General features: G+C 65.4%; 6 protein-coding genes. 1 reads left to right on the top strand and 5 read right to left on the bottom strand.

Going from position 1 to position 12,401, the window contains the following annotated elements; translation table 11 throughout:
* Positions 1-65: 65 nt before the first annotated feature.
* On the top strand, positions 66-1,436 hold the full coding sequence (locus ACQY5K_RS15990; protein WP_428117269.1) for an amidase family protein: 1,371 nt from the start codon (positions 66-68) through the stop codon (positions 1,434-1,436).
* A gap of 74 nt (positions 1,437-1,510) precedes the next feature.
* Here the strand turns inward: ACQY5K_RS15990 and ACQY5K_RS15995 are convergent, their stop codons facing one another.
* The 5 genes from ACQY5K_RS15995 to ACQY5K_RS16015 all read right to left on the bottom strand — a co-directional run bounded on the left by ACQY5K_RS15995 (position 1,511) and on the right by ACQY5K_RS16015 (position 12,394).
* A complete protein-coding gene (locus ACQY5K_RS15995) occupies positions 1,511-5,002 on the bottom strand; it encodes a UvrD-helicase domain-containing protein (protein WP_428117272.1) in 3,492 nt (1,163 codons plus the stop codon).
* Positions 4,999-8,382 (bottom strand): PD-(D/E)XK nuclease family protein, encoded by a 3,384-nt coding sequence (locus ACQY5K_RS16000; protein WP_428117274.1) that lies wholly within the window; start codon positions 8,380-8,382, stop codon positions 4,999-5,001. Before ACQY5K_RS16000 ends, ACQY5K_RS15995 begins: the two co-directional genes overlap by 4 nt.
* Positions 8,383-8,468: 86 nt before the next feature.
* Positions 8,469-9,398, bottom strand: coding sequence for a TIGR03621 family F420-dependent LLM class oxidoreductase (locus tag ACQY5K_RS16005; RefSeq protein ID WP_428117276.1), 930 nt, complete (start codon positions 9,396-9,398; stop codon positions 8,469-8,471).
* Between the two features lie 95 nt (positions 9,399-9,493).
* Positions 9,494-10,723 carry a TRAP transporter substrate-binding protein gene (locus ACQY5K_RS16010; RefSeq protein WP_428117279.1) on the bottom strand — a complete coding sequence of 410 codons (1,230 nt, stop codon included), beginning with the start codon at positions 10,721-10,723 and terminating at the stop codon, positions 9,494-9,496.
* A 102-nt stretch (positions 10,724-10,825) separates the two neighbouring features.
* On the bottom strand, positions 10,826-12,394 hold the full coding sequence (locus tag ACQY5K_RS16015) for a TRAP transporter large permease (protein WP_428117282.1): 1,569 nt from the start codon (positions 12,392-12,394) through the stop codon (positions 10,826-10,828).
* Positions 12,395-12,401: the final 7 nt, after the last annotated feature.

Consider the following 12,401-nt stretch of genomic DNA (forward strand, 5'->3'; position numbering starts at 1 on the left):
GATGGCAGACCGCCACGCCATCCACGTCGGCGACTTGGAGGCGGCCGAACTGCTGGAATGAGCACATGACACATGATCTAGGACTGTGGAGTGCGACCGAGCAGGCGGCAGCCATTGCTTCGGGGGAGCTGTCGAGCCGTGAACTCGTCAGCCACGTGATCGAGCGCATCGAGCGTCTCGACGGTGATGTCAACGCGGTGGTCACCCGCGATTTTGACGCTGCGCTCGAGCGTGCAACGGCCGCGGATACCGCTCAGGCCAGTGGCCAGACGCTCGGACCGTTGCACGGTGTCCCGTTCACGGCGAAGGACGCATTGATGACCGCAGGGATCCGCTCAACCGGCGGAGCGCGCGAGCTGGCTGACAATGTTCCCGATACAGATGCCGCCGTCGTGGCTGCTGCCCGCGCAGCCGGTGCGATCGTGATCGGCAAGACGAACCTGCCGCGCTGGTCGGCCGACAACCAGTCCTTCAATGACCTGTTCGGCACCACCGGCAATCCCTGGGATCTGACGAAGGTTCCCGGCGGTTCGTCGGGCGGTGCCGCCGCCGCGACGGCGATGGGCTTCACCGGTTTTGAAATCGGCACCGACATCGGAGGCTCGATCCGCTTCCCGGCCTCGTACAACGGCATTTGGGGTCACAAGCCGAGCTTCGGGCTGATCCCGACCACCGGCTACTTGGATCACGTACGCGGCGGCACCACCGAGTCCGACATCAACGTGTTCGGTCCGCTGACGCGCAGCTGCGACGATCTGGAGCTGCTGTTCGACGTGCTCCTGCGTCGTGAGACGCCGTGGGTGCCGCAGCTGCCGCCAGCGCCAGGCGACGTGGGGTCGATGCGGGTGGCTGCGTGGCTTGACGATCCGTACTGCGGTGTCGACGGCGACGTGTTGGAAGTGATGCACGCGGCGGTTGCGGCGCTTGAAGCGAACGGCGTGAGCGTCGATCGCGAAGCGAGGCCGGACATCGACCCATTGCCGGCGTGGGAGACCGGTCTGTGGCTGGTACGAGCGGCCATGACGCTTGCTGGCCGCGGCGAGGGACCGAACCATCGTGGTTGGCTGGAGCGCCACATCGCCCGCGAGGAGTGCCGCCGGAAGTGGGCGGAGTTCTTCACCCGCTACGACGCGATCCTCATGCCAGTGAGCTTCCACCCGCCGTTCGACCACATGCAGCAAGGCACCTTCGCCGAGCGCAGCATTCCTGCCAACGGCATCGAGCGGCCCTACATCGAGATGACGCGCTGGACGATCCTGACCGGCATGTCCTACCTGCCAGCAACGGTGCCGCCCCTGGGCCTCACGCCACAAGGCCTGCCCATCGGATTCCAGGTGGTCGGCCCCTACGGCGGCGATCGCACCACAATGGCGCTGGCCCGCCGCATCGGCGAGCTAACGGGCGGCTACCAGCCCCCGCCCCGTGCGCTGGGCTGAGCAGTTCAGCGCTGCGTCTTCTTCCTCGACGCTCGCGCTGGCCGATGTGGGGACGGATCCGTCAGCCGGAGTGCTCAGGAGGCGACGTTCGAGGCCACAGCCTCGACCTCGCCGATGGCTCTTGCTAGGTCGTCTCCGGCCAAGACCCCCGATCGTGCAGGCCCGTTGCTCGACAGGAAGAGGAACACCACCTCGGAGACGCGGCGTCCCGCCGATCGCTCAAGGCACCAGGCGTACGTGGCGCCTTGCAGGCGGTAGTCGTCGACCTTGCGCCGAATTGAGGCTTCGTCATCGACCCGGTCGGTCTTGTAGTCCACGACGACAAGACCTCCGTCCTCTCGCTCATAGAGCAGGTCGATGTAGCCCTCAATGACTGGGGCAGAATGGCTGCTCGCAAGCGTCTCGCGGCGATCGCTCGCGGAGTCGGACGGTGCCGCCGTATAGATCTCACGCCAATGGCGTCCTCGAATGGCTTCCGCAACCGTCGGGCTGTCGAGGGCACAGCGCACATACCGCTCGATGGCACGTTGCCGATCGGAAAGACCCTCAGCTGCTGCGGCGGCTTGGGCCAGCGGCGCCAAGTGATCGCCGCTCCGCAGATCGACGTCTTGGAGCACCGCGTGCACAGCCCGACCCAAGGACGTTCCGTAGCGCCCCCGAGAGCCGATCGCGTGTTCGACCCCGAGATGGTCGTCGGGACCGTCCTTGGCGAGTCCCGCCGCAAGATCGGTCGTGTCGGCATCGTCAAGAGGTTTCCCCTGCTGGGCACTGGCTCGGGCGATGGTGGTGGCGCTGAGCGAGGCCGCTGCTTTCGTGGATGCCAATGCCGCGTCAAGGCGGCTTCGCCATTCGGAGCGTTCGATCATCGGAACCGATTGCGCCGGACCGGAGGCGGGAGGCATGGCGTTGACGTCACTGGACCAATCGTCTGCCCACACTGCGTGATCCGCCACGTCCCCCGCAAGGATTGCTTCGCAGATGACCTGCGCGCTGGTGAGTCGATGCTCGTCGGGTCGGGACGCCCCGAGCGGTTTGCGGTGCAGCGAGACGACCAGATGGTCGCGGGCGCGGGTAGCACCCACGTACAGCAGGCGGATTCGCTCGTGGTGACCTGCCAGCTGCTCATCTGCAACCCAATCGTCGTAATCGGCGGTTTGGACCCCGCTGCGAAGTCGAATCGCGGGCGTTGACGCCGCTGACCCGAATCCGACCTCGGTGGAGTCGCGATGTGCTGTGGCAGTGTTCTGCAGGCCCGTCATGACGACGACCGGGAACTCCAGGCCTTTCGAGGCGTGAATCGTCATAACCCGGACCGCGTCGTCGTCGGACTCTGGCAGCACCGCTTCGGTCACCTTCGCGCCATCGGATGCTTGACGGCGCGCCCAACGCAGAAAGCTCCGCAAGCCGCTGTGCTGGCTCTCGGACCACGCGCGCGCTTGGTCCACGACGAACCGGAGTTGGCGCCATGTCTCGCGCGTCCGCGGCCCGGCGACTGCTTGCTCGAACACCCGGCGATCGCGTAGCAACCGGTCGGCAATGACAGCGGGCGATACCAACGAGTGGGCCTCGTGCAACTCGTGCAAGTGGGCGAGGCCATTGGCAACCGGATGATCGGGGCCGTCTGGGACACCCTGGGGACGAGGTGAGGAGTAGTTCCACCCGGTCGCGTGCTGCGCGTACTTGTACAGGTCGTCGTCGCCGCAGCCGTACAGAGGGGTGCGCAGCGCGCTCACGATCGCCAGATCGTCGGTCGGGTCGGCAATCGCCTGCAAGCACATCATCAAGTCGCGGACAATTGCACTGCGCCAAACAAACGAGGATGCTTCGAGTCGATACGGGATGCCCGCGTTCGACAAGCCCAGTTCCAATTCGTCGAGGCTCGTGCGCGTCGGGATCAGCACTGCGACGTCCTCAAACCGAGCTTGGCGAGTCTCGCGGGTGTGTGGGTCGGCAACGCTCCAGTGCCCCTCGACGACAGCCACGATCGCTCTGGCCACGTCAGCGGCTTCGGCGACGCGCACTTGGGCGGCCGAAGTGTCCTTGCTGTGCTCGTTGCGACCCAGCAAGGTGACCGGTGCCCCCTCCTCAGCAGCAGGGCGCCACGCACGCAGCGGCGCGTAGTCCGGCTGGCTGGACGGGTGCGGCACGATCATGACGCTGAACACGCCGTTGATCCAATCGATGATGGGCGCTGCGGTACGGAAATTGACGCTGAGCGATGTCTGCGCGCCGGTGAGAGTTCCGAATCGCTCACGAGCAGCCAGGTACAGGCCGATGTCGGCTCGCCGGAATCTGTAGATCGATTGCTTGGGATCGCCGACGAAAAAGAGCCGACCTGGCTCGGTCTCGACGTGGCGCCAGTCGCGTGGTGATTCGTCGACGTCAACCGAACACATCAGCGTTGCAAGCTCGACTTGGATCGGATCGGTGTCCTGGAATTCGTCCAGCAGCAGGCGCCGGTATCGCTGGCGGAGCGCGGTGCGCACCTCCGAGCGTTGCGGCGAGTCGCGCAGCAGCCACCGGGCCCACACCAGCAAGTCGTGAAACTCGAGCGTGCCACTCGAACGCCGCGTCTCGGCGGCGTCGAGTGTGAATGTGCGGATCTCTGTGGCGAGCTGCCCGATGGCGGCGTCCAGCACCTCGCGTGCCGCTTCACCGCGCGCCTCGTCGAGCTCTGCGAAGCCATCCCGGATCGACACCGCATCGGGCCAGTTGCCCTTGCTGCCGACATTGCCGACCCTCGGGATGCCTCCGGCTCCACTGGCGAGCAGCACGGCCAGACGCTCACGGTCGTTGCGCGCCGCATCGAGACGTGCGGTCCACGCTTCGAGCTGGCCGAATCGTGCCAGCAGCTTGTCGGTCGACTCGGTGCATTCGTTGCCGTGCAGGAGCAATCGTCGTGCGGCATCGACCAGGGATTCGACGGGGATCGACGGTGTCGCAGCAGCGACGGGCGTCCAGTTCAGGCGATCCCAGTTGTCATTGAAGTGCAGGGCCATCTGCCGCAGCGAGTCGATCCCCACGCCAGCGGCATCGACCATCTCGATGGCCCAGCGGCATCTGGAGTCTGACGACAGCAGCGAGTCGACGAAGGCGCTCCAACGCTCGTCAAATTGGACCTCGCTCGCGATGGGGTCGAGGGTCTCGAACGTCGGCGGCAGCCCGGCCTCGACGGGATGCTCGCCCAACAGGCGCCGAGCGAAGCTGTGCAGCGTCGAGATGGCAGCCCCGTCGAGTTCATCGAGCGCAGATTGGAGTCGTTCGACGCTGATGGCGTTGCCGTCCGAGGGGTTGTCGACGGCACGGGTGAGTTCGGCATGCAGCTCGGCTCGGATGCGATTGCGCAACTCGGCAGCTGCCTTCTCGGTAAACGTGATCGCTGCGATGTTCGAGAGCGGGACTGCTTCGGGACTTGTCACTAGCGACAACACCCGCTGGATCAGCGAGTTCGTCTTCCCCGTGCCTGCCCCAGCCTCCACGAACAAGGTGGTGCCCAATTCCTCCCGGACGCGATCCCGCTCGGCTTGGTCGGCCGGCAACGCCCCAGACTTGGCGGAGGCATTCATGGTGACCCGACGCCCTCGAGATGAGTGTGTTCCCCAGCCGCGTCGTCCGGCTCGGCCAGCTGAACGAACGCAGCGAGGGCCGGGTCGCTTCGCTTGGCAAGCCACTGCCGGCGAAGCTGTGCAGAGCCGAGCCCGTCTGGATCGCACGCTGGACAGTGCATGCCGCTGTGACGGCCGTCCGCAGCCGTGACGTATCCCGGAAAGATGCCCGCGTCGATTCCCTCCAGAATCGTCCGGACAACTTCGGCAAAGCGCTGCATCGCCCAGTCCGTCACATCGAAGCCCATCCACTGCCAGCCGCCTCGTACCGATGTGATGAACCAGTAAGCGGCGTGGGCGACGGAATCGGTGGGATCCGCGCCGTCGTCAAAGTGGTGTGCCGCGGCGAGTGCATAGACGCCGAGCTGCAGCTTCGTACCGCGCACGGTCGGATCATGCGGACTGGCACCCGAACGACTCGGCGGTGCGACTCCCCGAAAACTGCGGTGGGTGCCGGTCTTGTAGTCGATGACGACGAGCCGCCCGTCGGATTGCCGCTCGATCCGATCGATGGCGCCTCGGAAGTACACCTCGCGGCCGTCGCCGAGATCCCAGCGCACCGGAGGGGCAGAGTCATCGTCGAACCCGAAGCGATGCTCTGACGCGATGATCTGTCCGGCGGGTCCTGACCGCTCAAGGTCTCGCTGCACGAATTCGCCGAGATCCGCCAGCATCGTGGCGCGATCGAGTTCCCACAGCAGCTCGAGCCCGGTCAATCCTCGCCGCTCGAGATCGGACGCAAGTTCCGTGCCGATGCGCTCGAGTTCGCCCTGACCGGGCTGCATCGCCGATCGTCGGATGCCTTGGTCGGGTGATGCCCCCGCAAGCAGATCGGCGAGGAATCGGTCGATCGCGTCGTGCATCATCCGGCCGCGTTCGAAGGGGCTCAGCCGCACAATGGACTCGGGCTCCTCGATCTCGGTCACTCTCAGCAAGCGGTCGAACATGTACTGCCGAGGGCACCGCGCCCACTGTTCGATCCGCGTCGCAGAAAGGACACCTTCGGGTCCACCGGTTGGGACTGTGAAGCCGCTCAGGTTGCCGTCGAAACGTGTGAAGTGGGAACTGCGACGTGCCGCTGCAAGCTCGACTCCTCGCCGGAACGCGACATCTGCGTCGAACAGTGGGTGTTGATCGAACGTGGTGCCGTCGGCCCTGGCTGCGAGCAGGCTCGCAGAGTTGTATTCCTGGGCTGTCGCGGGGAACGGCGCGTTGCGCACGCTTCCGATCAATGACGCAACCTCGACGATGTCAGCGGCCTTACGGTCTCGCGCTGCCGCAGCGAGATCATCCCCATCGAGGTAGTCGCGGACCTTTCGTTGAGCTCCCGATGTGAGCTTGCGCGCGGTCGGCAACAGCCATCGTGACGGCACATTCTCGGCATTTCGTCGAAGATCGCCCCTCGGGAACAGCAGCGTGACGCGGCCGGAGGCACTCGAGAGTGCGGCGAGGAAATCGCGATGCTGTTCAGCGGTGTAGCTCCCGCTGTGCACCAGGGCGTTGCCGAGCAACTTGCGCTCTTCGTCAGCAACGAGTCCGTCGGTTCGCTGCCGCGTCGGAAACGTGCCTTCTGCCATCCCCAGCACGTACACGCGCTCGGTGACGAGATCGACCGCTCCGGCAATCTTGCCCACGAACACGCCGCGGCCCGTTGTTCCGCTCCGGCCATGGGGCTGGTCGAGTGCTCCCGCCAGGATCCGGGCCATGACGGACACGCTCGCTGCGTCCTTGACGGCGGCGAGGTCTCTGAGCTCGCCGATCACTCTGTCAATGCGTCCAGAAGCAGTCACCTCCCACTCGGGCCACCCTGCGGGGCGGGACTCCGCGGTGACGGTGCCGAGGTAGCGATCGATCAGGCCACCGAGCCAATTGCACAGATGCGGCCACTGCCTGAGGGCACGCCCCTCGTCGAGGTTGGCTGCGAGTTCTCGCATGAACGTTGAGAGGTCTTCGCAACGCCGCGCATCTTGTTCGAGCCGGTTGATTCTGGTTTCGGACGGATCGTCACTGGCGCGCTGGCGTTCGGCCTCGGCCTGCAGCTCTTCGCGATGCCGAGCCAGCCGGTGCTCCCAGTCGTCACCTTCGACGACGTGTGCCGCGCGCGCCAGGCGTTCCCATGAACCCACGGGCACGAGAGCCGAGTTCGCCGAACTGTTCCGCGATCGACCCAAACGTTGGATCGGCACATCGGCCAGCAGCTCGAAAACGTCCGACCGATGTAGGCGCCGCCCGAATGTTGTGATTGCCGCCATGCTTGCCAGGCCCAGGACGAGACGTCCGACCGCAGATTCGGCCAGCGTGCGCCCCGAGTTGCCGTGCGTCGTAACTCCGGCGGCCTCGAACTGCTCGGCCAGAATGCGTGCGTACGGCTCCGTTGGGCCGTGGAGCACGGCGATGCGACTTGGCGCAACGCCCTCGGCGAGGTCCGAGATCACCGAACGCACGACCGTCCGCACCTCGGTGTCTGCGTCGCTGACGCTGATGATGCGGTCAGCGGTCGTGGGGCTGATTTCGTGGTGGGGGAGGGTCACCCTGAGCCGTCCACACACGCCTTCGGCAATCTCATCGGCTCCCGACTCGCCCGTGACGCCGAGCACGATGTGGACATCGCGTACCGGCGCAATCGCCCTCAGCAGTGCCGCTTCGTGCCGCAACAGCCTTCGGGGGAGGTGAATAATGAGTGTTTCGAGACCATCGATGAGTGCTGCATCGTCAGCCGAAGCCGCTCCCGATGCGGCCGGATCTCGCCGAGCCAGGCGGGCTGCCTCGCGCAGCAGGTCGAATTCGTCGTACCAGTCGTCGGCGAGAATCCGGGAGGCGCGTTCGTGCAGGCGGACGACTTCGCTAGCCCGCGAAGACATTTGCTGCAGGTGTTCAAGCTGGTCGGCGCGCAGATCGCGCAGTTCTCGGTGCACACGCGCGAGCGCTGTTTGAGTAGCGGGGTGATCGGCGACGGCTGCGAACATGCCGGCGTCTTCGGCAAGCGCACGCCGGATGGCCCCATCGACGATGTGGTTGTTGACGGGGCGACGACCGCGTACGTGCATTGTCGGCGCCGCCAGCCGTTGCGCCAGTCCGAACATCGTGACCGCGGTGACCGCAGCTACGCCATCTCCGAAGTTCGACACGGGACCACCAGTCCCAGAGGCCAGTGCGCGCCGAAGCGCGACCCCCGCGTAGTTGGTCGGCACGACAACCGTCACTTCGGCGAAGGGATCGCGTGTCTTGGAATTTGCGATGAGGTCGGCGAGCAGCGCGAGCGCGGGACGACCGAACTCGACCGGGTGCACCCTGATGCGCGTCAACGTCGACCGGTTGGCTCCTGTGTCGGCGGGTGTCACGACGGACAACCTAGGACTGGGGTGTCACAGTCATGATGTTGGGGGCAGCGCTCGTCAAAGGCCCACGCGCTCGCGGGACCAGCCGCTCAGGTGCCCGCCAGCCGAGCCACCACGGGCGCCATCGCATCTACCTCGGGATCGTGGATCACGATGTAGCTGGCGCCGTACGCCTCGCGGTGATGATGCAGCTGCTCGCAGATGTCGTCCACCGTGCCGGCCAGCACCAGCGGTACCTCCCGGGCCTCTTCGAGCGTCAAGCCAAAGCCGGGCGCGAATTGCTCGAGAATGCTGTCGGCGTCTTCGGTGACCAGCGCCATGAACGTGTTGAGCTGGATCTCGATCTCGGTGAATCGCTCGCCCGCGGCATCGGCGATCCATTGGCGTCGCTCGGCGAACTTCTCTGCCACCGAGCTGCGCGCCGCGGCAGCTCCCACGGTGCCCTCCCGCAGGTTCGGGTTCAAGCTGATGATGTCGGCCAAGCGGGCTGCGGTGGACAGCACCCGCTTCCCACCGCCGCCGATGATGATCGGAGGCCCGCCGGGCGTGTGCGGCAGTGGCCGACCCACCATCCCCGAGATCTGGTAATGCTCGCCGTCGTAGTCGAACGGCTCGCCGAGCCACAGCCCCTTGATGACCTCGAGGGCTTCGGTCATCCGGTCGATGCGTACGCCAGGCCCCTCCAGCGCAATGCCCGACTGCTCGTAGTCCTCAGTCAGCCAGCCGGCACCAATCCCGAACTCGGTGCGACCCTCGGCAAGCAAGTCGAGTGTGGCGAAGTCCTTCGCCAGCACCGCGGGATGGCGAAAGTCCGCAGCGAACACCAGCGTGCCGACCTTCAGCGTCGTGGTGATCTCCGCTGCGACGGCGGGATGCACGATCGGCGACCAGCTGTCCCAGAAATGGTCGTGGCAATACAAGGTGGAGTAGCCGAGATCCTCGACCCTGCGCGCCATCTCGCGGAACGCGGCCGTGCTCTCGGGTTTGCCGTACTGGACTGCGAATCTGAACGGATGCACGACGGCACCCTATGCGCCCCGCTGACGCAGACTCGTTGACGTCGGAGCCCCGTCGGGGCGCGAAAGCCCCGGTCGCCGGCTCGTGTCGACGGGGACTAGATCTGGGACTGCTGGGTCAAGTACGAGCGCTCGGCCAGGCTGTGCCACTCGGAGATGCCGTCGCGGAACTTTCGCCACGGCTCCAAGATGGCGGCAAACCGAGCATCCTCGGCTGCCACGCTGTCGAGCACGTTCTCCGTCTCTTCCTTGAACGCGGCCATGAGCTCGGCGGGGAATTCGCGAATGCTCGCGAATTCTTTCACCCGCTGCAGGTCGGCTTGGTTGCGCACGTCGTAGTCGGCGATCGTGTTGATGTTCGCCGACGCTGCAGCGATCTCGATTGCCGCCTGATACTCGGAGGGCAAATCGTTCCACAGCGACAGCGGGAACTGGACTTCCACCGCCGTGCCGGGCTCCCACCAGCCCGGGTGGTAGTAGAACAGATCGCCCACGAACTGGTCCAAGCCCAGGATCAAGTCGTCGGTAGGGCCGACGAACTCGGCGCCGTCGATGGCGCCCTGCTGGATCGCCGGCAGGATCTCACCGCCTGGGAGGGTGACCTGCTCGCCGCCCAGATTCTGCAGCACCCGGCCCGCGAGCCCGGGTATGCGCATCTTGAGGCCTTGCAAGTCGGCAACGGTGTTGAGCTCCTTGGTGAACCAGCCGCCCATCTGGCAGCCCGTGCCTCCGGCGGGGAAGGCGATGATGCCGTGCTCTTCCGCGTAGAACTCGTTGAGCAGCTGCGAGCCGCCACCCTTGTAGAGCCACGCATTCTGCTGGCGCTGGGTGAGGCCGAACGGAACCGCCGTGCCGAACTGCTGCACGGGGCTGAGGCCCACGTAGTAGTAGGACGCCGTGTGACCTGACTGCACGCCGACATCGCGCACGGTGGGCAGCACTTCGAGGCCGCCCACGATCTCGCCCGCCGGTCGAGGATTGATCTGGAACTTGCCACCGGTGAGCCGGCTGACCTCGTTGGCGAAGAACTGTGCGGAGCCGAACAGCGTCACAAGGGCGACTGGCCAGCTCGTGGCCATCTCCCACACGATTTCGGGTCCGTCCTGTGTGAGCGCTACAGACGTCGCTGGAGCATCAGATTCGCCTCCGCCCTGAGTTGTGGATGCGGCTGTGTCGCCGTCGTCTGACGTGCACGCGCCGAGCACCGCTGTGGCGGCGGCGAACCCTGCGACGCCCAGCCCGGTCTTGAGGAACGATCGTCTGTCGAAACTGCCGTCGCCTTCCGGCACTTCTGCAGCCTCGACGCCATCGTCTTGCTGAATGGTCACTTTGCCGTTCTCCCCCTTACCGACGGCATGCACCCGAGCGCACCCGTCGCTCGACACGAAATTAGCACGCGCACAGTTCCCCTCTCTACAGCTGGACGAGCGTCAGCCAAAGAACTCGAGGGACGTGTACGTGATGCCGGGAAAGAATCCGAGGATGACGAGCGCGATGGCTTGCAGTCCCATGAACGGGAACGCGCCTTTGTGGATGTCGGAAGTCTTCACCTCGGGCGGTGCCACGCTCTGGAGATAGAAGAGGGAGAAGCCCACGGGCGGCGAGATAAACGCCATATTCAGGTTGACGGCCATGAGCACCGCAAACCAAACCTTTTCGTCCTGGGTGAAGCCCAGCAAATCCATAGCGGGCACGAAGATCGGCACGACGATGAAGGTGATCTCGAGGAACTCGAGATTGATGCCCAACAGGAACACGGCGACCATCGCGACGAGGACGAAGCCCACCTTGCCGCCGCCGATCGAGGTCAGCCATTTCGACGTCTGATCGGAGCCGCCGAGTTGGAAGAACATGGCGCTGAAGAACGTCGAGCTGAACAGCAGCGTCATCACCAAGATGACGACGTTTGCAGTGGACTTGCCGGCTTCAATCGCAGCGGCCCGGCTCAGTCGCCACTTCGGTGTGATGTGCGTTGCGCCCTCGGCCAGGAGCAAGCGGTCGAAGAGCCAGTTCAGACCGGTTAGCGCCAGGGCCCCGAACACACCCACCGCCCCTGATTCCGACGGCGTGGCGATGCCTTGGAAGATGGACACCAGCACGCCAAGGATGAGCACCACGATGGGAACGATGGCGATGAGGACTTCGGCCGCCAGCATCCGTGTGCGCGACAGGATCGCCAAGCAGACGAAGAACGTGAACAATGCAGCGATGGCCGCCACACGCATGTTGGCCAGCAGCATGACGCAGCCGACCATGAATCCCAGCAGCGCCGCGATCTGGATTTTGCTCTTCAACGAGGGATTGCCAAGCAGCGTCCGCTCTTCGGGCGGCATCGCTGGCCCCATGTTCGGCTTCCACCACGACACGCCGAGCACGTACGCCACGTACAGCCCGCTCAGCAGCAGCCCCGGCAGCAACGCTCCTGCGAACAGGCCCAGGACGCCGACGCCGATCTGCTGCGCCAGCAGGATCAGCACGATGCTCGGAGGAAGCAGCTGCGCGAGAGTGCCCGACGCGATGATGGCACCTGTGGACAGCTTGTTGTCGTAGCCGAGCCGCACCATTGCGGGCAGCGACAGCAGGCCCATCACGATCACCGTGGCCGCCACCACGCCAGTGGCCGCTGCTAGCAGCGTGCCCACCAACACCACCGCAGCGGCTACGCCGCCCCGCAACGCGCCCATCAGCATCCCCACGGCGTTGAGCAGCCGTTCGGCCATGCCCGATCTCTCCAGGATCGCTCCCATCAGCACGAACAGCGGCACCGCGAGCAACGTCGAGTCGCTGATAGCACCGAACCAGCGCGCCGGCAGCGTGTTGAGCGTGGCGGGGTCGAACGTGCCCGTCATGTCGCCGAGAAATGCGAAGGCGAGCGCCGTCGAGGCGAAGGAGAACGCGACGTTGTAGCCAGTCAGGATCATGGCCATGAAGATGATGAACATCGCCATCGCCAAGAAGACGCCCATGTCCGAGCTGATGACGCCGAGAAGCTGACTCATCTGGCCG

Origin of the sequence: Candidatus Poriferisodalis sp. (genome assembly GCF_965262965.1) — a bacterium.
Lineage (GTDB): Bacteria > Actinomycetota > Acidimicrobiia > Acidimicrobiales > Poriferisodalaceae > Poriferisodalis.

Excerpts from the sequence above, each read along its gene's own strand:
- ACQY5K_RS16015 (WP_428117282.1), bottom strand. The coding sequence starts at position 12,394 with ATGAGTCAGCTTCTCGGCGTCATCAGCTCGGACATGGGCGTCTTCTTG.
- ACQY5K_RS15990 (WP_428117269.1), top strand. The coding sequence starts at position 66 with ATGACACATGATCTAGGACTGTGGAGTGCGACCGAGCAGGCGGCAGCC.
- ACQY5K_RS15995 (WP_428117272.1), bottom strand. The coding sequence starts at position 5,002 with ATGAATGCCTCCGCCAAGTCTGGGGCGTTGCCGGCCGACCAAGCCGAG.